Origin of the sequence: Streptomyces sp. 549 (assembly GCF_030124175.1) — a bacterium.
Taxonomy (GTDB): Bacteria; Actinomycetota; Actinomycetes; order Streptomycetales; family Streptomycetaceae; genus Streptomyces.
Map to the genome: position 1 here is coordinate 224,409 of NZ_JASKMT010000007.1, position 24,525 is coordinate 248,933.

The following is a 24,525-nucleotide window of genomic DNA, read 5'->3' on the forward strand; positions in this document are numbered from 1 at the left end:
CGTGGCTCAGCGCTCCACGCGGTACCCCGGCAGGAGGTCGTCCTTCCACTTCTCGGCCGTCTCGGTCAGCCCTTCCTGCGGGGTCTGCTCGCCGCGCAGGATCGCCGTCCAGTGCGGCTCGTAGGCCGCGAACAGCGCCGCGCTCTCCGGGATCGACCGGCGCGGGACGGACTTGGTGTGGGCGAAGTAGAAGGAGTTGCGCACGGGGTCGGAGAGCACGCGCTTGGAGTAGGCGGTCTTGCGGGTCGGCAGCAGGCCGAGTTCCACCGCCGCGCTCTCCTGCTGCTCGGGTGCGGTCATGAAGCCGACGAACACCTGGGCCGCCTCGATGTCGGCGGAGGACTGCGAGACGACGAGGTTGTGGCCGCCGGTCGGTGAGCCGGCCTTGCCGGACGAACCGGCGGGCACCGGGGCGATGCCCAGGTTGCGCTGGTCCTCGAACTCCTTGCCCTCGAAGACGTCCGCGGTCGCCCACGGGCCGTTGATGACCATCGCGACCTCGCCGCGCTTGAACGCCGTCTGCATGGCGCCGTAGGCGTCCTTCTCCGGCGGCTTGCGGGCCGCGCCGGAGGAGACGAGGTCGGCGGCCGTGCTGACCCCGCGCAGCGCGTCGGGGCCGGCGATGGAGATGGTCGACACGTCGGGGTCGATCAGGTCGGTCTGCTCGCCGTGCAGGAACGGCAGCGAGAAGTAGGCGTCGGTGTTGAGCGCCAGGCCGTCGGCGCCGGTCTCCCGCTTGACGGTGAGCGCGGCCTCCTTCAGCTCCTTCCAGGTGGCGGGGACCCGGCTGACACCGGCCTCCTCCAGCAGCCGCTTGTTGTAGAGCAGCGCCAGCGGGTCGGTGACCTGGGGCACGCCGTAGGTGCGGTCGTCGAAGGTGACGCCTGCGGTGGTGGTCTCCAGGAAGTCGTCCTCACCGCCGAGCGCGGGGGTGCCGGTCAGGTCGGCGAGGTGGCCGTCCTCGACGAAGCCGGCCATCCAGCCGACGTCGGCGCGCAGCACGTCGGGCACGCCGGTGCCGGTCTGCACCGCTTTGAGGTAGGCGGCCTGCGCCTCGAAGAAGTCGACGTTGACGTACGTCACGTCGATCTTCGGGTACTTCTTCTCGAACGCGGCCACGAGCTGGTTGAAGAACGGGGCCTCGGCACCGCCGGAGGTGTCCCACCAGGTGACCTTGCCGGAGATCTCCGTCAGGTCGGCGCCCCCGCTCTCGGTGCCGCAGGCGGCGACTCCCAGGGAGGCCGTCACCGCCAGCACCGTGGAAGCCGCCACATGCGATATCCCCGACATGCCCCACATGCCAGATCTGTCGCGTCGCATTCGGTTTCTCCTTGCTGCCGTGCGGTGAGTGCGAGGAACGTAGCAGCGTTGAAACCTCTTGCGGAAGCTCTCGCAAGGTCGCTTGCAGAAAATTACGGCAAGGTCTTTCGGAACGATTGCGTCCCTGTTACGTTCCTCGTCAGCCCGGCGCCGCGACGGCGCGGCCCGTGAGGGACACGTCAGGTACTCCCTCAAATCGGGCAAGTAACCCATGGAGGACTTCATCATGCGGCGTGGCATAGGGACCACCGCACTGGTAGCGGCGCTTGCGCTTGCGGCAACGGCTTGCGGCGGCAGTGACAGCGGGAGCGACAAGAAGGACAGCGGCTCCGGCGAACTCTCCGGCACGGTCACGTTCTGGGACACCTCGAACGACGCCGAGAAGGGCGTCTACAAGAAGATCGCCGAGGACTTCACCAAGAAGCACCCGGACGTGACGGTGAAGCACGTCAGCGTCGACTTCGGCGAGGCGAACAACAAGTTCAAGAACGCCGCCGGCGGTAACTCCGGTGCCCCCGACGTGATGCGCACCGAGGTCGCATGGGTTGCCGACTTCGCCAACCTGGGCTACCTCGCGCCGCTCGACGACACCGCGGCCGTCGACGACAAGGACGACTACCTCGAGTCCGCCTGGGGCAGCACCCAGTTCGACGGCAAGACCTACGCCGTGCCGCAGGTCACCGACACGCTGGCGCTCTTCTACAACAAGCGCATCCTCAAGGAGGCCGGCGTCGAGGTCCCCGAGTCGCTGGAGGACCTCAAGAAGGACGCCGAGAAGGTCAAGGACAAGACCGGCGCCACCTCGCTCTACCTCCGCGGTGACGACCCCTACTGGTTCCTGCCCTACCTCTACGGCGAGGGCGGAGACATGCTCGACGCCGACGCCAAGAAGGTCACCATCGACGACGCCGCCGGTGTGAAGGCGTTCGAAGCGATGAAGGACCTCGTCGACTCCAAGGCGGCGCTGACCGACCTGAGCGACGGCTGGGACAACGGCCAGTCCGCGTTCAAGAACGGCGACGTGGCCATGATGATCAACGGCCCGTGGGCCATCGAGGACTCCCTCGCGGGCAAGGAGTTCAAGGACAAGGACAACCTGGGCGTCGCGGCGGTCCCCGCCGGCAGCAAGGCGCAGGGCGCCCCCCAGGGCGGCTGGAACCTCTCCGTGTACGCCGGTTCGAAGAACCTCGACGCCTCCTACGAGTTCGCCAAGTACATGAGCTCCGCCGAGGTCCAGCAGCGCACCACCGAGGAACTGAGCCTGCTGCCGACCCGCACCTCCGTCTACGACGTCGAGTCGGTCAAGACCAACACGATGGTCGAGTTCTTCAAGCCGGCCGTCGACAAGGCCGTGCAGCGCCCCTGGATCGCCGAGGGCAACTCCCTCTTCGAGCCGATCAAGGTCTCCCAGCAGGAGGTCCTCTCCGGCAAGTCGACCCCGGAGCAGGCCGCGAAGGACACCGGCGACGCCTACCGCAAGATCCTGAAGGACTGGAAGTAAGCGGAACAGGCGCAGGCGGACAACGGGAAGAGTAGGGAAGGACAACCGGCACATGGCCAAGACCATGCAGTCGGTGGTGCCGGCCGCCGGGGACGACAGCGTCGACCCCGGCGGCCCGGGCCGCACCACGACTGGCAAGGACAGGGCGCCCGGGCGGCTGCGCAGGGCGTGGTCCACCCACTGGTACGCCTGGACGATGATCGCCCCCGTGGCCCTGGTCATCGCGGTGATCGTCGGCTACCCGCTGACACGCGGCGTCTTCCTGTCGCTCACCGACGCCAACGAGGCGAACGTCGAGCGCACGATCGGCGTCAACACCATCGAGGCGACCTACGAGTTCGTGGGCCTCGACAACTACACCGCGATCCTCACCGACAGCGTCTTCTGGGACCGGCTGGGCTGGACCGTGCTGTGGACCGTCGCCTGCGTCAGCATCACCTTCACCATCGGCCTCACCCTGGCCAACATGCTCAACCGCAGGGTGAAGGGCCGGGCCCTGTACCGGATCCTGCTGATCCTGCCCTGGGGCATTCCCGCCTTCGTGTCGGTCTTCGCCTGGCGGCTGCTGTTCAACGAGCGCAACGGCCTGTTCAACAAGGTGCTCAGCGGCGGCGGCATCGACTCCATCGCCTGGCTGGGCGACCCGTTCTGGGCGAAGGTCGCCGTCATCGGCGTCAACGTCTGGCTGGGTGTGCCGTTCATGCTGGTGGCCGTGCTCGGCGCGCTGCAGTCCATCCCCGGCGAGCTGTACGAGGCCGCGGAGATGGACGGCGCCGGCCCGTGGCAGCGCTTCGTCAACATCACCCTGCCCGGCATCCGCGCGGTCAGCTCCACCGTGATCCTGCTGAGCACCATCTGGACGTTCAACATGTTCCCGGTGATCTACCTGCTGACCAGAGGCGGGCCGGGTGACTCCTCGGAGATCCTGGTGACCTACGCCTTCCGGGTCGCCTTCCTCAACAGCCCCCGCGACTTCGCCACCTCCGCGGCCTGGGGCGTCATCATCCTGGTGCTGCTGGCGGCGTTCGCCGTGGGCTACCGCCGTGTCCTCCGCAAGCAGGGAGAGGTGTGGTGACGGGCATGTCCGGACAGTCCACGCTCATCAAGAAGACCGCACCCGGCAGGAAGCCCGGGGCCGTGCGCAGGGAGAGCGCCGACTCCGGGCGCCGCCTGCGCCGCTCGCCGCTCGCCTCCGTCGGCCTGCACCTCGGCCTGGGGCTGGCCGCGCTGGTCGCGGTCTTCCCGCCGCTGTGGCTCGTCGTCACCTCGTTCAAGCCGAAGACGGACGCCTTCACGCTGGACCTGGTGAAGAACTTCACATTCGCCAACTACGACCACGTGCTGAACGACACGTACTTCCTCAACTGGTTCGGCAACTCGGTGCTGGTGGTGGTGGGCACCACGTTCCTGGGTGTGTTCATCGCCTCCACCACCGGGTACGCGCTCAGCCGGTTCCGCTTCCCCGGTATGCGACCGTTGATGTGGACCCTGCTGATCACCCAGATGTTCCCGATGGCGGTGCTGATCGTGCCGCTCTACAACCTCATGGCGAAGTTCGGACTCCTCAACCAGCCGGTCGGCCTGATCGTCACCTACCTCACCATCGCGGTGCCCTTCTGCGCCTGGATGATGAAGGGGTTCTTCGACACCATCCCGGTGTCGATCGACGAGTCGGGCCGGGTCGACGGGCTCACGCCCTTCGGCACGTTCTGGCGGCTGATCATGCCGCTGGCCAAGCCGGGCCTCGCGGTGACGGGCTTCTACACCTTCGTCACCGCCTGGGCCGAGGTGGCCTACGCGACCGCCTTCATGACGGGTGAGGAGAACCTCACCCTGGCCGGCGGCCTGCAGACCTTCGTCAACCAGTACTCGGCCGACTGGGGATCGATGACGGCGGCCGCCGTCATCATCGCCGTGCCCGCGGCGCTGGTGTTCGGGTTCGCCCAGCGCTACCTCGTCTCCGGCATGACCGCCGGCGCCGTGAAGTCCTGACCGCCCAGACGCCCGCCCCAGACGTCCCAGCCCCCCTCGAAATCGACACCTCCAGGGATGACATGACCCAGCACCTCGCCGCACCTGCCCCCGCCGCGGCCACCGCCGCCGGCACCCCAGCGCCGGGCAACCGCTCCGGATGGTGGCGCGACGCAGTCATCTACCAGGTCTACCCGCGGTCCTTCGCCGACGGCAACGGGGACGGCATGGGCGACCTGCCCGGCATCCGCGCCCGGCTGCCCTACCTCGCCGAACTCGGCGTGGACGCCGTCTGGCTGAGCCCGTTCTACGCCTCCCCGCAGGCCGACGCGGGATACGACGTCGCCGACTACCGGGCGATCGACCCGATGTTCGGCGACCTGCACGACGCCGACGCCCTGATCCGCGACGCCCACGACCTGGGCCTGCGCATCATCGTCGACCTGGTGCCGAACCACTCCTCCGACCAGCACGAGTGGTTCCAGCGCGCCCTGCGCGAGGGCCCCGGCTCCCCGCTGCGCGACCGCTACCACTTCCGCCCGGGCAAGGGCCCGGGCGGCGAGCAGCCGCCCAACGACTGGGAGTCGATCTTCGGCGGTCCGGCCTGGACCCGCACCAAGAACCCCGACGGCACGCCCGGCGACTGGTACCTGCACCTGTTCGCGCCCGAGCAGCCCGACTTCGACTGGAACCACCCGGCGGTGCAGGACGAGTTCCGCTCGGTGCTGCGCTTCTGGCTCGACATGGGCGTCGACGGCTTCCGTATCGATGTCGCCCACGGCCTGGTCAAGGCCGACGGCCTGCCCGACATGGGCCGCGGCGAGCAGCTGAAGCTGCTCGGCAACCAGGTGCTGCCGTTCTTCGACCAGGACGGCGTGCACGAGATCTACCGCGCCTGGCGCCTGATCCTGGAGGAGTACGGCGGCGACCGCATCGGAGTGGCCGAGGCGTGGACGCCCAGCGCCGACCGCACCGCGCTGTACCTGCGGGAGGACGAGCTGCACCAGGCGTTCAACTTCCACTACCTCAACGCCGGCTGGGACGCGGCGGAGCTGCGGGCGGTCATCGACGAGTCGCTGGACTCGATGCGCCCGGTCGGCGCCACCACCACCTGGGTGCTGTCCAACCACGACGTGGTCCGCCACCTCACCCGGCTCGGCGGCAGCCCGGAGCGGGCCCGCGCGGCCTCGCTGCTGATGCTGGCGCTGCCCGGCTCCGCCTACGTCTACCAGGGCGAGGAACTGGGGCTGCCGGAGGTCGTGGACCTGCCGGACGAGGTCCGCCAGGACCCGTCGTTCTTCAAGAACAACGGCCAGGAAGGGCTGCGCGACGGTTGCCGCGTGCCGATCCCGTGGACGTCCGACGGCCCGTCCTACGGCTTCGGTGAGGGCGGCAGCTGGCTGCCGCAGCCCGCCGAGTGGGCCGGGCTCAGCGTCGAGGCGCAGACCGGCGACCCGGACTCCACTCTGGAGCTGTACCGGCGGGCGCTTGCCGTCCGCCGGGAGCACCCCGACCTGGGGGCGGGCGACGCGGTGGAGTGGCTGGAGGCGCCCGAGGGCGTGCTGGCCTTCCGCCGCGGGTCGTTCACCTGCACGGTGAACACCACGGCCGAGCCGGTCGAGCTGCCCGCGGCGCCGGGCCGGGTGCTGCTGTCCAGCGGTGGCTACGACGGTGCCGGGGCGCTGCCCGCGGACACCGTCGTGTGGTGGACCGCATGAGCGTGGCGGAGCCACTGGGAGCCGGCGGGGCCGCGGGCCTCGCCGGCCCCGCCCGCCTCGCCGACATCGCCGTGCAGGCCGCGGTGAGCGAGGCGACCGTCAGCCGGGTGCTGAACGGCAAGACCGGGGTCGCCTCCGGCACCCGCCAGAAGGTGCTCGCCGCGCTGGACGTGCTCGGCTACGAACGGCCGGTCCGGCTGCGGCAGCGCAGCGCCGGACTGATCGGGCTGGTCATCCCGGAGCTGACCAACCCGATCTTCCCCGCGTTCGCGCAGGTCATCGAGCAGGCCCTGTCGGGGTACGGCTACACGCCGGTCCTCGGCACGCAGCTGCCGGGCGGCGCGACCGAGGACGAGCTGGTGGACCAGCTCGTGGAGCGCGGTGTGACCGGCATCATCTTCCTGTCGGGCCTGCACGCCGACGTGACCGCCGACCCCGGCCGGTACGGCCGACTCGCCGGCCGCGGCGTGCCGTTCGTGCTGATCAACGGTTACAACGAGCGGGTGCAGGCGCCGTTCGTCTCGCCCGACGACCGGGCCGCGGCCCGGATGGCGGTGCGGCACCTCACCGACCTCGGGCACGAGCGCATCGGTCTCGCGGTGGGTCCCAGCCGGTTCGTGCCGGCCCGCCGCAAGGCGGAGGGCTTCGTCGACGCGACCACCGGCAGCGGGGTCGAGGGCTTCGTGCAGCACACCCTGTTCACCGTCGAGGGCGGTCACGCGGCGGCCGGTGCCTTGCTGGAGCAGGGCTGCACGGGTGTGGTCTGCGGCAGTGACCTGATGGCGCTCGGGGTGGTGCGGGCGGCGCGGCAGCGCGGCCTGAAGGTTCCCCGCGACCTGTCGGTGGTGGGCTACGACGACTCCGAGCTGATCGCCTTCACCGATCCGCCGCTGACCACCGTGCGCCAGCCGGTGCGGGCCATGGCGACGGCCGCGGTGCAGTCCCTGCTGGAGGAGATCGGCGGCAGCCCGGTGCCGCACACCGAGTTCGTCTTCCAACCGGAGCTGGTCGTACGCGGTTCGACGACGCAGGCTCCCGGGCGCTGACACCCGCCCGGCGGGACCTGAACTCCGTGCGGCCCCTGCGCCCGGCCCGACCGGCCGGGCGCGTGGGGCCCGGCTGAACGGACCCCCGACCGGCCGGGCCGGAGCTGTGGTTGAACGTAGCACTTTGCAATCCCTTGCAAAAGGTCGTTGCGGCCAGGCAACCCCCGTGTTTCCGGGGCGTGTCCAAACTCTTGACGACGAACGCGGGGCCTTCTACGGTCTGATCGCGGAAGAGTTTCCAAGAGGTTTCACTCTTCTTGCAGAACCCCCCGCAGTTGCTCTTCTCAGCTCACTGGCCTTACGGGCGCGGCGCGTTGCCCCCGAGGCAGTCCGCATCGGCTCTCCATCAGGCAGGAGGCATCGTGGCGCTCAGGCCCCGCAGTGCATTCGGACCAGTTCGGGCGAACACCCCTCGCAGAACCGCAGCCGCGGCCGTCGCCCTCGTGGCGGCGGCGGCAGGCTCCCTCGCCGCGGCCCCCCAGGCCCAGGCGGCACCCCCGGGAGCGAAGGACGTCACCGCCGTCCTCTTCTCCTGGAAGTTCGACTCCGTGGCCCGCGCCTGCACCGACACCCTCGGTCCGGCCGGCTACGGCTACGTGCAGGTGTCGCCGCCCCAGGAGCACATCCAGGGCTCGCAGTGGTGGACGCAGTACCAGCCGGTCAGCTACCGGCTCGACAGCCGCCTCGGAAACCGCAGCCAGTTCCAGTCGATGGTCAACACCTGCAACGCCGCGGGGGTGCGGGTCGTCGTCGACACCGTCATCAACCACATGTCGGCGGGCAGCGGCACCGGCACCGGCGGTTCGCCCTACACCAAGTACGACTACCCCAACGCCCCCTACAGCGACGGGGACTTCAACGACTGCCGCAACGACGGCATCGACTACCGCAACCGGTACCAGGTGCAGAACTGCGAACTGGTCGGGCTGTCCGACCTGCGCACCGGCAAGGACTACGTGCGGCAGCGGATCGCCGACTACATGAACGACCTGCTGTCGCTGGGCGTCGCCGGGTTCCGTATCGACGCGGCGAAGCACATGCCGAACGAGGACCTGGCCGCCATCAAGTCCAAGCTCAGCAACCCGGGCGCCTACTGGAAGCAGGAGGCCATCCACGGCGCGGGCGAGGCCGTCGACCCGTCCGAGTACCTCGGCAACGGCGACGTCCAGGAGTTCCGCTACGCGCGCGGCCTCAAGCAGGTCTTCAACGGCGGCGGCATCGCCAACCTCCGGAACTTCGGAGCGGGTTGGGGCTTCATGGAGAGCGGCAAGTCGGCGGTGTTCGTCGACAACCACGACACCGAGCGCGTCGGCGACACCCTCAGCTACAAGGACGGCTCCCGCTACACCCTCGCCAACGTCTTCATGCTCGCCCACCCCTACGGCTCACCGGACGTGCACTCCGGCTACGAGTTCACCAACAAGGACGCGGGCCCGCCCGGCAACGGCACCGTGCAGGCCTGCTACAGCGACGGCTGGAAGTGCCAGCACGCCTGGCGCGAGATCGCGTCGATGGTCGGCTTCCGCAACGAGGCCCGCGGCCAGGCCGTCGTCAACTGGTGGGACAACGGCAGCAACGCGCTCGCCTTCGGCCGCGGCAGCCGCGCCTACGTCGCCATCAACCACGAGAGCGGCCAGCTGTCCCGCACCTTCCAGACGTCGCTGCCCGCCGGTGACTACTGCGATGTGCAGAGCGGCCGGTCCGTGACCGTCAACGGCTCCGGCCAGTTCACCGCCACCCTGGCCTCCGGCACCGCGGTCGCCCTGCACACCGGCGCCCGCAACTGCGGCTCCAGCGGCGACGGCCAGCAGCCCCCGGCGGACAGCGGCGCGTCCTTCAGCGTCAACGCCACCACCCAGCCCGGCCAGAACATCCACGTGGCCGGATCCTGCCCCGCGCTCGGCGGCTGGAACACCGCGAACGCACCCAAGCTCGACCCGGCCGCCTACCCGGTGTGGAAGCTGAACGTCGGCCTGCCCGCCGGAACGACCTGCGAGTACAAGTACATCCGCAAGGACTCCGGCGGAGCCGTCCAGTGGGAGAGCGGCGGCAACCGCACGCTGACCGTGCCCGCGAGCGGCCTGGCCACGCTGAACGACACCTGGCGCAGCTGACCGCCCCCCGAACCGGCCGCCCGGCTCCTGTCCACGTCCCCGCTGACGGACCGGGCGGCCATTTCCCTACCCACCCCTACCCACCCCTGCCCGGCCTCCCCACCCGACCCTGCCCGACGTCCCGTCCCGTCCCTGCCGACCCGTTTCCCACTCCACCCGCCCCGCCCTGAGGAGACCCTTCCGTGACCGGTTCCTCCGTACGCAGAGGACTGGCGGCCGGCATATCGGCCGCCGTGCTCGCGACGTTGATCACCGCGGCAGCACCCGCGAAGGCGGCACCCCCGCCGCCGCCGTCCGACAAGAAGCTCGCCGCCGAGGCGACCCGCCACGACCTCACCCGGGAGCAGTTCTACTTCGTGCTGCCGGACCGGTTCGCGGACGGCGACAGGAAGAACAACAAGGGCGGACTCACCGGCAGCCGGCTCTCCACCGGGTACGACCCGAAGGACAAGGGCTTCTACCAGGGCGGCGACCTCAAGGGCATCACGCAGAAGCTCGACTACATCAAGGGCCTGGGCACCACCTCCATCTGGATGGCGCCCATCTTCAAGAACAAGCCCGTACAGGGCGAGGGCGAGAACGCCTCGGCGGGATACCACGGCTACTGGATCACCGACTTCACCCAGGTCGACCCGCACTTCGGCACCAACGAGGATCTGCGCACGCTCATCAAGGCCGCCAAGGCCAAGGGCATGAAGGTCTTCTTCGACGTCATCACCAACCACACCGCCGACGTCGTCGACTACCGTGAGAAGTCCTACGACTACCTCGCCAAGGGCGCCTTCCCCTACCTGACGAAGGACGGCCGCCCCTTCGACGACGCCGACTACGCGGGCGGCCGGAAGTTCCCCGCCACCAGCACCGACTCCTTCCCCCGCACCCCGGTGGTGCCGGCGGGCGAGCGCACCGCGAAGGTGCCGGCCTGGCTCAACGACCCGGAGATGTACCACAACCGCGGCGACTCCACCTTCGCCGGGGAGAGCAGCCAGCACGGCGACTTCCACGGCCTGGACGACCTGTGGACCGAGCGTCCCGAGGTCGTCAGCGGCATGGAGAAGATCTACCAGCGCTGGGTGAAGGACTTCGGAATCGACGGATTCCGCATCGACACCGTCAAGCACGTGAACATGGAGTTCTGGACCCGGTGGGCGACCGCGCTCGACGCCTACGCGGCCAAGCGCGGCAAGAAGGACTTCTTCATGTTCGGCGAGGTCTACTCCGCCGACCCGGCGGTGAACGCGCCCTACGTCACCCAGGGCAAGCTCGACGCCACCCTCGACTTCCCCTTCCAGGACGCGGCCCGCTCCTTCACCTCCCAGGGCGGCCCGGCCGCCAAGCTCGCCGACGTCTTCGCGCAGGACTACCGCTACACCACCGGCAGGTCCAACGCGTACGAGCAGGTCACCTTCCTCGGCAACCACGACATGGGCCGCATCGGCTCCTTCCTGCGCCAGGACAACCCGGACGCCGACGAGAAGGAACTGCTGCGCCGCGCCACGCTCGCGAACGAGCTGATGTTCCTCAGCCGCGGAAACCCGGTCGTCTACTACGGAGACGAGCAGGGCTTCACCGGGACCGGCGGTGACAAGGACGCCCGGCAGACGCTGTTCGCCTCCCGCACCTCCGACTACCTCGACACCGACGGCAACCGGCAGATCGGCACCGACCGCACCCACGCCGACGACGCCTACGACACCCGGCACCCGCTCTACCGGTCCATCGCCTCGCTCGCGAAGCTGACCACCGCGCACCCCGCGCTGCGCGACGGCACCCAGATCGAGCGGCACGCCGACAGGTCCGCCGGCGTCTACGCCTTCTCCCGCATCAGCGACAGCGACAAGGGCAAGGGCAAGGGCAACAAGCGGGACGGTAAGCAGCGCACCGAGTACACCGTCGCCGTCAACAACAGCACCACCGCCCGGACCGCCACCCTCGACACCGCCACCCCCGGCACGCGGTTCCGCCCGCTGCACGGCAGCGACACCACCGTGCGCAGCAGTGCCGAGGGCAAGCTCAAGCTGACCGTGCCGCCGCTGTCCGCCGTGGTGCACCAGGCGGCGGACCCCGTACCCGCCCCGAAGACCAAGCCCACCCTCACCCTCGACGTGCCCGCGGCCGGCGCCACCGGAACCGTCGAACTGACCGCGAAGGTGGACGGCGGCGGCCTCAACCGGGTCGTCTTCGCCACCCAGCAGGGCAACGGCGCCTGGCAGACGCTCGGCACCGCCGACCGACCCCCGTACAAGGTCACCCAGCACCTCGGCAAGGACGTCCCCGCCGGGACCGCGCTGCGCTGGAAGGCCGTCGCCGTCGACAGCGAGGGCCGCACCGCCTCGGCCGCCGGCAGCGGCAGCACCGGGCAGCCCCCGGTGGAGCAGCCGCCGTCCGCGGTGTCCCGCGACTGGGCCGTGGTGCACTACCACCGCCCCGACGGCGACTACGACGGCTGGCAGCTCACCTCCGGCGACCGCACCGCCGACTTCACCGGCCGCGACGCCTACGGCGCCTTCGCCTGGCTGAAGCTCGACTCCGCCCCCGACGAAGAGGCCGCCGCCGAGTTGCCGTTCACCGTCGAACGCGACGGGACGGCGGACGGCCCGGCCCGCACCATCGACCTCGGCCGCACCGGCGAGGTCTGGGTGGCCAGCGGCGACGACAAGACCCTCACCGAGGCACCCGAGGGCGCCTACCCGCCGCAGGACGAGACCAAGGCCGTCATCCACTACCACCGCGCCGACGCCAAGTACGGCGGCTGGGGTCTGCACACCTGGACGGGCGCCGCCGAACCCACCGACTGGTCCAAGCCGCTGACGCCCGTCTCCACCGACACCTTCGGCGCGACTTTCGAGGTGCCGCTCGCCGAAGGCGCCACCACACTCAGCTACATCCTGCACAAGGGCGATGAGAAGGACGAAGCCGCCGACCAGCAGCTGGAGTTCGCCACCCATGGCAAGGAGGTGTGGAAGATCGGCGGCACCCCCGGCTACCTGCTGCCCACCTCCGGCGGCGCACCCGACCTGGACCTGGACAAGGCCGAGGCCCAGTGGATCGACCGGCACACCGTCGCCTGGCAGATCACACCCGGCGCCGGCGGCGGCAGCCAGCAGCTGGTCTACGACCCCGCGGGCAGGCTCACGCTCGGCAAGGACGGCACGCTCACCGGTGACGGCCGCTGGCTGCGCCTCAACCCCGTCCCCGGCGGTCTGACCGACGCGCAGAGGGCCAAGTACCCCCACCTCAAGGAGTACGCGGCCTTCACCGTCGACCCGCGCGACCGCGACCGGATCACCACCGCCACCCGCAGCCAGCTGGTCGCCACCCAGCGGGCCGCCAACGGCGCCCTGCTCGCCGCCACCGGCGTGCAGATCCCCGGCGTGCTCGACGACCTGTACGGCAGCAAGGCCGGCAAGGCCGACCTCGGCCCGGTCTTCGACGCCAAGGGCCGCCCGACCCTGTCGGTCTGGGCACCCACCGCCCAGCAGGTCTCCCTGGAACTCGACGGCCGGACCGTCGCGATGCGCCGCGACCACACCACCGGCGTGTGGAGCGCCACCGGCACCAAAGCGTGGACGGGCAAGCCGTACCGCTACCAGGTGAAGGTCTGGGCGCCCAGCGTGCGCAAGGTCGTCACCAACAAGGTCACCGACCCCTACTCGACCGCGCTCACCACCGACTCGGCCCGCAGCCTGGTCACCGACCTCAACGACCCGCGCCTCGCCCCCAAGGGCTGGGCCGGCCTCACCAAGCCGAAGGCCACCCCGCTGCGCGACGCGCAGATCCAGGAGCTGCACGTCCGGGACTTCTCGATCGCCGACCGCACGGCCAAGCACACCGGCAAGTACCTCGCCTTCACCGAGCAGCGCACCGACGGCATGAAGCACCTGCGGGAACTGGCCGACGCCGGCACCTCGCACGTCCACCTGCTGCCGACCTACGACATCGCCACCACCCCCGAGCGCACCCGCGACCAGGCCGTGCCCAAGTGCGACCTGGCCGCCCTGCCCGCCGACTCCCCGAAGCAGCAGGAGTGCGTGGGCGAGGTGCGCGACCGGGACGCCTACAACTGGGGGTACGACCCGCTGCACTACACCGTGCCCGAGGGCTCCTACGCCACCGACCCGAACGGCACCCGCCGCACCACCGAGTACCGGCAGATGGTCCAGAGCCTCAACCAGGCCGGGCTGCGGGTCGTACTCGACGTCGTCTACAACCACACCTACGCCGCCGGACAGGACAAGAAGTCCGTACTGGACCGCATCGTGCCCGGCTACTACCAGCGGCTGCTGGCCGACGGCAGCGTGGCCAGCTCCACCTGCTGCCCCAACACCGCCCCCGAGCACACCATGATGGGCAAGCTGACGGTGGACTCCCTCGTCACCTGGGCCAAGCAGTACAAGGTCGACGGCTTCCGCTTCGACCTGATGGGCCACCACCCCAAGCAGAACATCCTCGACGTGCGCAAGGCACTGGACGCGCTCACGCTGAAGAAGGACGGCGTCGACGGCCGCAACATCGTGCTGTACGGCGAGGGCTGGAACTTCGGGGAGGTCGCCGACGACGCCCGCTTCGTACAGGCCACCCAGAAGAACATGGCCGGTACCGGCATCGCGACCTTCGCCGACCGGGCGAGGGACGCGGTCCGCGGCGGCGGCCCGTTCGACGATGACCCCGGTGTGCAGGGCTTCGCGTCCGGCCTGTGGACCGACCCCAACACGTCGAAGGACAACGGCACCGAGGCGGAGCAGAAGGCCCGTCTGCTGCACTACCAGGACCTGTTGAAGGTGGGCCTGACCGGCAACCTCGCCGACTACACCTTCACCGACACCTCCGGCAAGCAGGTCAAGGGCTCCGAGGTCGACTACAACGGCGCCCCCGCCGGTTACGCCGACGCCCCCGGTGAGGCACTCGCCTACGCCGACGCCCACGACAACGAGACGCTCTACGACGCCCTCGCCTTCAAGCTGCCTGCGGGGACCTCGGCGGCCGACCGGTCCAGGATGCAGGTCCTGGCCATGGGCACGGCCCTGCTCTCCCAGGGACCGGCGCTGAGCCAGGCCGGCAGCGACCTGCTGCGGTCGAAGTCCCTGGACCGCAACTCCTATAACTCCGGTGACTGGTTCAACACCATCAACTGGGACTGCCGCCAGGGCAACGGCTTCGGCCGCGGCCTGCCGCCCGCCTGGGACAACGAGGACAAGTGGCCCTACGCCAAGCCGCTGCTCACCAGCCCGAAGCTGACCCCGGGCTGCAAGGAGATCGAGGGGGCCTCGGCCGCCTACCGCGACCTGCTGCGCATCCGTACCGGCGAGAAGGCGTTCTCGCTCGACACCCTGGAGAAGGTGCAGAAGCAGGTGTCCTTCCCGCTGTCGGGCAAGGACGAGACCCCGGGCGTCGTCACCCTGCGAACCGGTGACCTGACCGTCGTCTTCAACGCCACGCCGCAGGCGCAGCACCAGACGCTCGACCAGGCCAAGGGCACCCGCCACGCCCTGCACCCGGTGCAGGCCAAGGGCGCCGACCCGGTGGTGCGGAAGGCCTCCTTCGACCGGGCGTCGGGCACCTTCACCGTCCCGGCCCGGACGGTGGCGGTCTTCCAGTCCCGCTGACCCCCGCTCGCCCGTAGCACCCCAGCCCGCCACCCCCGGAGCCCACGGCTCCGGGGGTGGCGGGCGTTTCAGGATTTGCCTGACCTGGCCACCTGCGTCTCAATACGCTGCGTAGTAGACCAAGCACTACCAGCGTGAGTAACGCAGCGCGAGGGGGAGCGGTATGCCGCAGCGTCGCGTCATCACCGGCCGGAGTCAGGAACCGCGTCAGCGTTTCGCGGAGGAGGTGCGCAGACTGCGGGTGGCGAAGGGGGTGAGCCTGCGGCAGGTGGGTGAACGGCTTGGCTGGGACTGGTCGTTGTTCGGCAAGCTGGAGAAGGGCGAGACCCTGGGCAGCCCGGAGCTTGTCCAAGCCCTCGACACGTACTACGAGACGCCGGGTCTCTTGCTGGCGCTGTGGGAGCTGGCGGCCGGGGACCGCACGCAGTTCCGCGAGCGCTGATGTTCCTGCGGCTGCCGGACGGACGTACCGTGGCCTACACGGAGAACGGCTATCGAGGCGATCTCGTCGAGCAGAACGCTCCTGTCGAACGACTGCAGCGTGCGTACGATGCGATGCGCGACTTGGCGCTGCCCCCGGCCGAGTCGCGGAAATTCGTTCTGGCAACGATGGAGGATGTGCCGTGCGACCTGTCGACCTGAGCGCCGCCACTTGGCGCAAGAGCTCCTACAGCAATCAGGACGGCGGCGAGTGTGTCGAGGTCTGCGACGACTTCGCCGCTGTCGTCCCGGTGCGGGACAGTAAGGACCCTTCCCGCCCGGCGCTCGTGTTTCCGGCGGCCGGATGGGCCAACTTCGTCTCTGCCGTGACTGCCGGGCGGCTCCCCGGCTGAACCTGCGCGAGTACGCGAACGTCCGGACCGGCCGTGAGGCGACCCGGCGATGGAACGCGAGGTCCGAATCCTGCCGGTGCCGGGGAGCGGTTTCGGCCACTCTTGAGCCATGACCACGAGCGACACCAGCACCGGAACGGAATTCGGCGCCCGAGAGGGAAACGACTCCGGCCGCGTCATCGGAACGTGCGACGGCTCAGCCGTGACGTTCCGCGTCCTGCCCGTCGATCCGGCGGTCTGCGAACAATTGCGCGCACGGGACGACGCCGGAGCCACCCGCCGACCCTTCACCGACCCGGAGGGCGGTGCGCCGCTGCGCTGCTGCCTTCGCCGCAGCGCGGCGGGCGAGCGGATCATGCTGGTCTCCTACGCGCCGCTGCGGCGCTGGGCGGCCGGTACCGGGGCGGCACCCGGACCGTACGACGAGTGCGGTCCCGTCTTCCTGCACGCCGGGAGGTGCGCGGGGCACCCGGCGGTGGCGAGCTATCCGGCGACTCTGCACGGGCCGCGCCGGGTGCTGCGGGCCTACAGCGCCGAGGGCCGCATCCTCGGCGGCACACTCGTTGAGATGCCCGTGAGCCGGGTCGGGGAGGTGGACCTGTTGCTGCGTGGTGTCCTCGCCGACCCGGCCGTCGAGTTGGTGCACGTCCGGGCGGTGGAGTACGGCTGCTTCCTGGCCGAGGTGCGCCGCGGCTGACATCGCCCCTCCCCGGCCCGGTCGGCCCGAAGGGCCCGCCGATCCGCCCGCCTGCCAAGAGGGGGACGGCTGCGCAGGGCTCAGCGGCGGAAGGGGCCGCGGACCTCGAAGGTGACGCCGTCGAGCCCGGCCGGGTCGCCGAGCCTGCCGCGCTGCGAGGAGAAGTACAGGCGGGTGCCGTCGGGGGAGAAGGCCGGGCCGGTGACCTCGGAGCGGTCGTGGCCGTCGATGCGGATCACCGGCGCCACCACCCCGTCCGGCGTGATGATGTTGATCTCCATGTTGCCGCCGTCCTCGGCCACGTACAGGTCGCCGCCGGGCGTGCCGGTGATGTTGTCCACGCCGTCCAGCGAGCCGGTGCCGTCGTAGATGAGCGACAGCTCCTGCCGTCCGGCGTGGTACGCCCACACGCGGTCGTCGCCCTTGGTGGTGAAGTAGGCGGTGCCGTCCTGGTAGTGGCAGCCCTCGCCGCCGTCGAAGTGCCGGGCGGCGGCCACCTGGTGCCGGGTCTGCCTGCCGAACAGCGGCCCCGAGGGGTCCGGCACGGCTCGCCACTCCACGCCGCCACCGGACGTCTCGCACAGCACGTCCAGCCGCCCGCGGGACAGCTCACCCCAGGTGTCGGGCGTGTAGCGGTAGAAGCAGCCGTCCGACTCGTCCTCGGTGAGGTAGACGACGCGCCGGTCCGGGTCGCAGGCCGCGGCCTCGTGCTTGAAGCGGCCCATCGCCGGGTGCGCCACCGCGGACCGTCTGCCGAACGGGTCGGTTTCGAAGACCCGGCCGCGGAACGTCTCCTCGCACGACAGCCAGGTCTGCCACGGGGTCGCGCCGCCCGCGCAGTTCAGCGTGGTGCCGCTGAGGATGCGGTACGCCCGGTCGATCGACCCGTCGGCCCGGAACCGGATGGCCGACACGCCGCCGACGAGCGGCAGTTCGCAGTTGGACACGTAGATCCAGCCGTCACCGTCGGCGAAGCAGGCGCCGCCGTCCGGGGCGCCGTGCCAGATGATGCCGCCCACCGGCCGGGTCGAGCGGGCCACCACGCGGCTGGAGAAGCCCTCCGGCAGTGCGACGCCGTTCCCGTCGGGCGCCCGCAGCGGTCCGTACGGGCCCGCGCCGGGCTCGGCCGCCAGCGCGGCAGAGGCGGCGGACTGCCACAGGCCGCCCGAGAAGGCGACGGCCCCGGTACCGGCTATGGCGGCGCGGAAGAGCGTGCGACGCTGCATGGTTACTCCCCAGTTGTGTTGGCTGCGGAGGTCACCGTGCCGCATCGGCGGTGAGCGGAGAAGGGGCCCGACGGGAAAAGTTGAATGAACTACCGCCGGGATCAGCGGGCGAGCAACTCCGTCAGTCTGGAGGTGAGTTCGCCGAAAGGCCCGTCGGCCGGCTCCTGGGCTATGACCCGCCGTACCAGCTCCGCGGTCTCCTCGTCGGTCGCCGCCGTGACCGCGCTGAGCGCCAGGAAGTCGTGCACCAGTTGGAGTTCCAGCTCCGCACGCGGAATGCTGCGGCCGTCCAGCCAGGTCAGCGCCGTGGTCTCGGCCAGCCCGACCCAGGAGCGGATCACCAGTGCCAGGCGCGGACCGGGATCACTGACCTCCAGGTGCGCCAGCAACTGCTCGTACGCCGCCCGCCGGACGTCGTCGATCGTCGCGGTGGCCCGTGCCGAGCCGACCGTCGTCCCGCCGTGCAGCAGGGCCGCGAAGCCGGGCCCGTGGTCGGACACGAAGTCGAAGTACCGCCGCATCACCCGCAGCAGCCGGTCGCCCAGCGGCCCCTCGTGCGGCTCGGTGAAACGCGCCGACAACTCGTCCGCCGCGACCCGTACCGCCGCCTCGTACAGGCTGTGCTTGCCGGGGAAGTAGTGGTACACCAGCGGGCGCGAGATCCCGGCGGCGCCGGCGATGTCGTCGATGGACACCTCGTCCGGGGACCGGCTGCTGAACAGCTCCAGGGCCACCGCGATCAGCTGCTCCCGCCGCTCCTGCACACCCATCCTGCGCCGCACTCCGGTCGTCATATGCCCACCCTAACCACCGTACGGAAAGGTGCAGTTGCCACTCTTCTCTCCGGCCGGCGCGGCGGGCGGGGCCCGCGGGCGGGCGGGGCCGGTCCGGTCAGCCCAGCGGACGCAGTTCGCCGCCGCCGCGCAGCTTCGCCGTCAGCTCGGCCTTGGCGCCCTCCTTCGCCTCGGCGGCCATCACCCGTCCCCGGACCCGCGTCCGCACGTCACCGGTCGCCGAGATCGACGCGACCTGCCTGCTGCCCGCCGCCAGCAGGTACCAGTTCTCCGCACCCGACTTCCACAGCACGCCGGACAGCGCCTGCGCCGACCGGGCCGAGCAGGACGGGTCGTTCTGCGTCCGCGACACGATCGCGCTCGGCGCGCCCGCGTCCGTGGTCGGCGGCTGGAACTGGGCGAAGGCCCGGCTGCCGTCGCCCCGCCAGGTGTCCGCGCGGGTGCACAGCCACAGCGCCCGCCCGCCGCTGTCCGGCAGGCGCTGCGCGGCGAACGCCCAGGTGTTCACCGCCCGCACCCCGTTGCCCGTGAGGCTCGGCAGGTGGCACACCGTGCGGGCCAGCGCGCCGCGGCCTGCGGCGCCGCGCGGATCACTCGGCGGCAGCTGAGGATTGCCCTGCGTCAGCCGTACCGGCATCAACTCGCCCAGGTCGGTCAGCACATAGGGGTTCGCCCGGCCCTCGGCGGTGATCCTCAGCCCCGGCCAGGACTCGCAGCCCTGCTCCCCGCCGGCCAGCGGCGGCGAGATCAGCGGTTCGGTGACCCCGTCGTCCTCACGCTCCACCGACCGGCCCCGGTCGGCGGGGTTCCGCAGGTCGCTGACCGCCGCGTCCGTCACCCACGGCGCCAGCAGGTAGCGGGCGTTGCCGTCACTGCGGGTCAACAGCACCGCGCTGGAGGCGGTCAGGTCCGCGCCGTCGGTACGGGCGAAGTCCAGGCCCACCGGGCCCTGCTTACCGCCGCTGGGCTCCGCGTACCGGGCGATCCGCAGGCCGTCGTACAGCAGCACCACCGACGCACCGTCCACCTCACCCGCGTACAGCAGCTGCGGCGGGCCGGACGGCGGGCCGGGTTGGGTGCCCGGCGTGACGGTCACGTTCACCTGGTTGCCCGGCCGCGCCCACACCGTCAGCGCGCGCCGCAGCAGCGCCTCGTCGTCCGCCAGCTCACCGCGCACCGGCCACACCGAGAAGTCCGTACGCGCCGACGTCTCCCATGCGGCGGCCTGCACCCGCGCCAGCCGCTCCGGGTTCAGGGCCCGCTCGGAGGCCGGGTTGCGCGCGTAGCTCGGGGCCGCCGCGCCGTCCCGGCCCCAGGTGTCGCCGGGCAGGCCCAGCAGCAGCCCGCACACCGCCAGTGCTGCCACCGCCGCGATCGCGGCCCGGGTGTGCTGGCGGCGGCGCATCAGGTCCGTCGGCCGCGCCTGAAGTGTGCACGGGTCGAAGTCGGGCGACTCCAGCAGCGGACGGTCCTTGCTGCCCGCCGGCTCCACCACCTCGTCCGCCTCGTCGAGCGCCTCCTCCGGGTCGTCGACCCCCGCCGCCTCCAGCAGGTCGAACGTGTCGTCCTCGGACAGCCGCTCCAGCTCCTGAAGCACGTACGCCGCCCGTCCCGGCCCGGAGAGCTCCGCCAGCGCCTGCTCCAGGGCCAGCTCGTCACTGCCGCCCGACCGCGGGAACACCCGCAGCCCCAGCACCCTCGGCAGCGGCATCGGCGCCTTCGGCACCCACCGCAGCCGCATCCCGCCCAGCCGGTACGGCAATGGCGCGGCCAGCGCCGCCCGCACGACCCGCAGACGCAGGTACGCGTACCCCGCGTCGGCCGGCCGCCCGCCGCCGCGCGGAGCGGGCAGCGGGGGCTTCTCCGCGGCGGCCCGCCCCCGCGGGAGCGCCCGCTGCACCAGCGCGTGCGCGGCCAGCGTGCGCTGGTGCCGGCCCATGGACGCCGGCAGCACCAGGTAACCCAGCCGCACCAGCCTCGGGTAGTGCTCGATGAGCGCCGCCTCAGCGCGCTCGACGTCCACCGGCCCGGGCGGGGCGGCGGTAGGGGTCTGCGTAGTCACGTCTGTAGGGGCCACGTTGAGCAGAACGAGTGAACGGGAGGTTGGTCACCTGTCGTCGCCCGGTCGCCGGAGCGGCCCGCCCGCCCGAAGCGGCCTCCGCACGCGGTCAGCACCCGCCCGTGCAGTGCGTTCCGTGCGGCACCCTGCGTGCACGGCATCTGACAAAAAAGGCTCCGTTAAGGCACCCCCCGGGCACCCCGTGCCATGATTCGGCCACCATGTCCTCTCCGGCCGCCGTCCCCCTCCGCGACCGGGCGCCGCAGCCGGTGCCCCGGGCGCCGCGCGCCGTGCTCTTCGCCGCGGTCTGCACGGCCCTCGCCGCCTCCGGGCACGCGGTCACCTCCGGCCACACCCCGGCGCTGCCGGTCCTGCTCGCCGCGTTCGCCGCCACCGCCGCCGCAGCCTGGCTCGGCTGCGCCCGGCGCCGCGGCGCGCCGGCCATCGGCGGAGGACTGCTCACCGCCCAGGCCGCACTGCACTGGCTGTTCTCCGTCGCCGCCCCCACCGCCCACCCGGCACACACCGCGGGCGCCGACCCCACCGGCCACGCGCACCACGCGCCCACCCCGCTGTCCGCCGTCCCGGCCGAGGGGGACGGCGTCGGCATGCTCGCCGCCCACCTGTTCGCCGCGCTGCTCTGCGCGCTGTGGCTGTGGCACGGCGAGACCGTGCTCTTCCGCCTGCTGGGCGCGCTGCGCGCCCTCGCCCTGCCGCCGCTCGCCATGCAGCCCCGGCCCGCGCCCCTGCCGACCGCGCCGCGCCTGCCGCCCCCGCACCTCACCGGCCCGCACCCCCGGGCGGTCCTGACGACCCACACGCTCTCCCGCCGCGGCCCACCGGCCTGACGAACACCCGACCCCGTTCGTCATCCCCCAGCCGTGAAGGACCCCCTCGCCATGTCCGTGGACACCCCTGCCCGAAAACTCCCCGACACCCCGGAGCCACCCGCCCGGCGGCCCTCGGGCTGGGCGGCGCTGCGCCCGCTGGTGCTGCGCCTGCACTTCTACGCCGGACTGCTCATAGCCCCGTTCCTGCTCGTCGCCGCCGTCACCGGAGGGCTGTACGCGGCGTCCTTCCAGATCGAGAAGGTGATCTACTCCGACCAGCTCTCCGTCCCCGCCGCGGACACCGACGTACCGCTGTCCGAGCAGGTGGACGCCGCCCTCACCGCCCACTCCGACGGTGAGCTGAAGGCCGTCTGGCCGTCCACCGGGCCGGGCGCCACCACCCGCGTGCTGCTCAACGACCCCAGCGTGCCCGAGGACCGCTCGCTGGCCGTCTTCGTCGACCCGCACACCGCCGAGGTCGCCGGAGCGCTGGAGAGCTACGGCAGCTCCGGCGCACTGCCGTTCCGCGCCTGGGTCTCCAACCTCCACCGCCACCTGTTCCTGGGCGAACCCGGCCGCTTCTACAGCGAGCTGGCCGCGAGCTGGCTGGGCGTCGTCGCCCTCGGCGGTGTGGCGCTCTGGCTCGGCCGCCGCCGCGCACAGCGCCGCCTGCGCGGCACCACCGGCCGCCGCCGCACCCTGTCGCTGCACGGCACGGTCGGACTGTGGGCCGCTCTGGGACTGCTGGTCCTGTCGGCGACCGGCCTGACCTGGTCCAAGTGGACCGGCGAGAACATCGGCAACGTCAAGGAGCAGCTCGGCGGCGCCACCCCGGCCATCTCGGCCGCGGGCGGCGGCGGACACGACGGCCACGGCGGGCACGGCTCCGGCGGCACCGCGGAGCACACCGACGAGGCCGCGCACCCCGTCATCGGCATCGACCGCGTCCTGGAGATCGCCCGCGACGGCGAGAACCTCTCCGGACCGCTGGAGATCGTCGCGCCCGTCACCGGCGAGGACGGCGTGCCCGGCGCCTACGTGGTCAAGCAGACCGACAAGCAGTACCCGCACCACCTCGACCAGATCGCCGTCGACTCCGCGGACGGGGAGGTGACCGACCGGCTGGACTTCGCCGAGTACCCGCTGCTCGCCAAGCTGACCCGCTGGGGCATCGACGCCCACCAGGGCCTGCTCTTCGGACTCGCCAACCAGATCGTGCTGTTCGCGCTGGCCGCCGCCCTGTGCCTGCTGATCGTCTGGGGCTACCGCATGTGGTGGCAGCGCCGCCCCGACTCCGCCGAACGGCTCGCCTTCGGCCGCCCCTACCCGCGCGGCGCGCTGCGACGGCTGCCGCCCGTGCAGTGGCTGCCGCTGCTCGCGGTCACGGTCGCCGTCGGCTGGTTCGTGCCGCTGATCGGCCTGGGCCTGCTCGCCTTCCTCGCCCTCGACGTGCTGCTCGGTGTGCTCGCCCGCCGCAGGGTCGGCGACCGCGAGGAGAGCACCCCGGCCGACCGGTCCGAGACCCGCGCGACCGCATCCGACCGGCCCTCGGCCGACCGGGCGTAGGACGCCGCAAAGCCGGGCCGCGGCCTCACAGGGGGAGGACCGCGGCCCGGCTTCACCACGCCCCGGACGTCACACATCACAGGGCGCACGTCACCGGTCCGGGCAGCACCGGCACCGGTGCACGCGCCCGTAGGGGCCGGGCGCGCGCACCGGGGGTCACACCAGGTCGAGCGTCTCCAGCTCGGTGCACACCGTGTCCACCATCAGCCGCGTCACCACGTACGGGTCGACGTTGGCGTTCGGACGGCGGTCCTCGATGTAGCCCTTCTTGTCGACCTCGACCTGCCAGGGGATGCGCACCGACGCGCCGCGGTCGGAGACGCCGTAGCTGTACTCGTTCCACGGCGCGGTCTCGTGCGCCCCGGTCAGCCGGCTCTCCACACCCGCGCCGTACTGGGTGATGTGCAGCTGCGGCTTGTCGCCCTTGCCGAGCGACTCGCACGCCGCGAGGATCGCGTCGTAGCCCTCGCGCATCGCCTTGGTGGAGAAGTTGGTGTGCGCACCGGCGCCGTTCCAGTCGCCCTTGGCCGGCTTGGCGTCCAGCGTCGCCGACACCCCGAAGTCCTCGGCGGTGCGGTACAGCAGCCAGCGCGCGACCCACAGCTGGTCGGCGACCTCAAGCGGCGACAGCGGGCCCACCTGGAACTCCCACTGCCCCGGCATCACCTCGGCGTTGATGCCGGAGATGCCCAGACCCGCGGCGAGGCAGTTGTCGAGGTGCTTCTCCACGATGTCGCGGCCGAAGATCTCGTCCGCGCCCACCCCGCAGTAGTAGCCGCCCTGCGGTGCGGGGAAGCCGCCCTCGGGGAAGCCCAGCGGGCGGGCGCCCTCGAAGAAGGTGTACTCCTGCTCGATGCCGAACAGCGGCTCCTGCCCGGCGAACCGCTCCGCCACCGGACGCAGCAGCGCCCGCGAGTTGGACTCGTGCGGAGTGCCGTCGATGTCGAAGACCTCGCACAGCACCAGCAGGTGGTCACCGCCGCGGATCGGGTCCGGGTAGGAGGCGACCGGCTTCAGCACGCAGTCCGAGGCGTGACCCTCGGCCTGGTTGGTGCTGGAACCGTCGAAGCCCCACACACCCGGCTCGGCGCCGTCCGCGAGGATCTTCGTCTTGGAGCGCAGCTTGGCGGTCGGCGCGGTGCCGTCGATCCAGATGTACTCGGCCTTGTAACTCACGGGCGTTCGTCCTCACCACGGCGTTCGGCGGTTGTCGGCGGGTCCCGCCGCCTGCGGCGGTCCCGTGC

General features: G+C 71.4%; 16 protein-coding genes and 1 pseudogene. 12 read left to right on the plus strand and 5 right to left on the minus strand.

Going from position 1 to position 24,525, the window contains the following annotated elements; genetic code table 11:
- Positions 1-6: 6 nt before the first annotated feature.
- Entirely contained in the window at positions 7-1,320 is a 1,314-nt protein-coding gene (locus QNO07_RS11655; RefSeq protein WP_283991707.1) for an extracellular solute-binding protein, read from the minus strand.
- 226 nt (positions 1,321-1,546) lie between these two features.
- Between QNO07_RS11655 and QNO07_RS11660 the strand changes: the two genes are divergently transcribed.
- From QNO07_RS11660 to QNO07_RS11705, 10 genes and pseudogenes are all read left to right on the plus strand, one after another.
- A complete protein-coding gene (locus QNO07_RS11660) occupies positions 1,547-2,821 on the plus strand; it encodes an extracellular solute-binding protein (protein ID WP_283991708.1) in 1,275 nt (424 codons plus the stop codon).
- 52 nt (positions 2,822-2,873) lie between these two features.
- The gene (locus QNO07_RS11665) at positions 2,874-3,896 is read left to right on the plus strand and encodes a carbohydrate ABC transporter permease (protein WP_283991709.1); all 1,023 of its coding nucleotides are present in this window, start codon (positions 2,874-2,876) and stop codon (positions 3,894-3,896) included.
- A gap of 5 nt (positions 3,897-3,901) precedes the next feature.
- On the plus strand, positions 3,902-4,813 hold the full coding sequence (locus QNO07_RS11670; protein ID WP_283991710.1) for a sugar ABC transporter permease: 912 nt from the start codon (positions 3,902-3,904) through the stop codon (positions 4,811-4,813).
- Between the two features lie 62 nt (positions 4,814-4,875).
- Positions 4,876-6,510 carry a glycoside hydrolase family 13 protein gene (locus QNO07_RS11675; RefSeq protein WP_283991711.1) on the plus strand — a complete coding sequence of 545 codons (1,635 nt, stop codon included), beginning with the start codon at positions 4,876-4,878 and terminating at the stop codon, positions 6,508-6,510.
- The gene (locus QNO07_RS11680) at positions 6,507-7,556 is read left to right on the plus strand and encodes a LacI family DNA-binding transcriptional regulator (RefSeq protein WP_283991712.1); all 1,050 of its coding nucleotides are present in this window, start codon (positions 6,507-6,509) and stop codon (positions 7,554-7,556) included. The genes QNO07_RS11675 and QNO07_RS11680 overlap by 4 nt, the downstream gene beginning before the upstream one ends.
- Before the next feature lie 443 nt (positions 7,557-7,999).
- Entirely contained in the window at positions 8,000-9,670 is a 1,671-nt protein-coding gene (locus QNO07_RS11685) for a carbohydrate-binding module family 20 domain-containing protein (RefSeq protein ID WP_283991713.1), read from the plus strand.
- 182 nt (positions 9,671-9,852) lie between these two features.
- Positions 9,853-15,276 carry a pullulanase-type alpha-1,6-glucosidase gene (pulA, locus tag QNO07_RS11690; RefSeq protein WP_283991714.1) on the plus strand — a complete coding sequence of 1,808 codons (5,424 nt, stop codon included), beginning with the start codon at positions 9,853-9,855 and terminating at the stop codon, positions 15,274-15,276.
- Between the two features lie 163 nt (positions 15,277-15,439).
- Positions 15,440-15,918: pseudogene (locus QNO07_RS11695) on the plus strand (helix-turn-helix domain-containing protein).
- Positions 15,900-16,109 (plus strand): DUF397 domain-containing protein, encoded by a 210-nt coding sequence (locus tag QNO07_RS11700; protein ID WP_283991715.1) that lies wholly within the window; start codon positions 15,900-15,902, stop codon positions 16,107-16,109. Before QNO07_RS11695 ends, QNO07_RS11700 begins: the two are co-directional and overlap by 19 nt.
- A gap of 109 nt (positions 16,110-16,218) precedes the next feature.
- Entirely contained in the window at positions 16,219-16,806 is a 588-nt protein-coding gene (locus tag QNO07_RS11705) for a DUF1203 domain-containing protein (protein ID WP_283991716.1), read from the plus strand.
- An 80-nt stretch (positions 16,807-16,886) separates the two neighbouring features.
- Here QNO07_RS11705 and QNO07_RS11710 read toward each other — a convergent pair whose 3' ends face one another.
- The 3 genes from QNO07_RS11710 to QNO07_RS11720 form a co-directional block, all read right to left on the minus strand.
- Positions 16,887-18,032: an alkaline phosphatase PhoX gene (locus QNO07_RS11710; RefSeq protein WP_283991717.1), complete on the minus strand. Its 1,146-nt coding sequence runs from the start codon at positions 18,030-18,032 to the stop codon at positions 16,887-16,889.
- 101 nt (positions 18,033-18,133) lie between these two features.
- Positions 18,134-18,826, minus strand: coding sequence for a TetR/AcrR family transcriptional regulator (locus QNO07_RS11715; protein ID WP_283991718.1), 693 nt, complete (start codon positions 18,824-18,826; stop codon positions 18,134-18,136).
- A gap of 97 nt (positions 18,827-18,923) precedes the next feature.
- Complete coding sequence (locus QNO07_RS11720) at positions 18,924-20,888, minus strand: hypothetical protein (protein ID WP_283991719.1); 1,965 nt, start codon at positions 20,886-20,888, stop codon at positions 18,924-18,926.
- 218 nt (positions 20,889-21,106) lie between these two features.
- On the opposite strand from QNO07_RS11720, the gene QNO07_RS11725 reads away from it, so the two are divergent.
- Complete coding sequence (locus QNO07_RS11725; RefSeq protein WP_283991720.1) at positions 21,107-21,733, plus strand: hypothetical protein; 627 nt, start codon at positions 21,107-21,109, stop codon at positions 21,731-21,733.
- 51 nt (positions 21,734-21,784) lie between these two features.
- Complete coding sequence (locus QNO07_RS11730) at positions 21,785-23,281, plus strand: PepSY-associated TM helix domain-containing protein (RefSeq protein WP_283991721.1); 1,497 nt, start codon at positions 21,785-21,787, stop codon at positions 23,279-23,281.
- 156 nt (positions 23,282-23,437) lie between these two features.
- Here QNO07_RS11730 and glnII read toward each other — a convergent pair whose 3' ends face one another.
- Positions 23,438-24,457 carry a glutamine synthetase gene (glnII, locus tag QNO07_RS11735; protein WP_283991722.1) on the minus strand — a complete coding sequence of 340 codons (1,020 nt, stop codon included), beginning with the start codon at positions 24,455-24,457 and terminating at the stop codon, positions 23,438-23,440.
- Positions 24,458-24,525: the final 68 nt, after the last annotated feature.

Coding starts and splice junctions, on each gene's coding strand:
- QNO07_RS11675 (WP_283991711.1), top strand. CDS start 4,876: ATGACCCAGCACCTCGCCGCACCTGCCCCCGCCGCGGCCACCGCCGCC.
- QNO07_RS11725 (WP_283991720.1), top strand. CDS start 21,107: ATGTCCTCTCCGGCCGCCGTCCCCCTCCGCGACCGGGCGCCGCAGCCG.
- QNO07_RS11680 (WP_283991712.1), top strand. CDS start 6,507: ATGAGCGTGGCGGAGCCACTGGGAGCCGGCGGGGCCGCGGGCCTCGCC.
- QNO07_RS11665 (WP_283991709.1), top strand. CDS start 2,874: ATGGCCAAGACCATGCAGTCGGTGGTGCCGGCCGCCGGGGACGACAGC.
- QNO07_RS11705 (WP_283991716.1), top strand. CDS start 16,219: ATGACCACGAGCGACACCAGCACCGGAACGGAATTCGGCGCCCGAGAG.
- QNO07_RS11660 (WP_283991708.1), top strand. CDS start 1,547: ATGCGGCGTGGCATAGGGACCACCGCACTGGTAGCGGCGCTTGCGCTT.
- QNO07_RS11715 (WP_283991718.1), bottom strand. CDS start 18,826: ATGACGACCGGAGTGCGGCGCAGGATGGGTGTGCAGGAGCGGCGGGAG.
- QNO07_RS11730 (WP_283991721.1), top strand. CDS start 21,785: ATGTCCGTGGACACCCCTGCCCGAAAACTCCCCGACACCCCGGAGCCA.
- QNO07_RS11670 (WP_283991710.1), top strand. CDS start 3,902: ATGTCCGGACAGTCCACGCTCATCAAGAAGACCGCACCCGGCAGGAAG.
- QNO07_RS11655 (WP_283991707.1), bottom strand. CDS start 1,320: ATGCGACGCGACAGATCTGGCATGTGGGGCATGTCGGGGATATCGCAT.
- QNO07_RS11710 (WP_283991717.1), bottom strand. CDS start 18,032: ATGCAGCGTCGCACGCTCTTCCGCGCCGCCATAGCCGGTACCGGGGCC.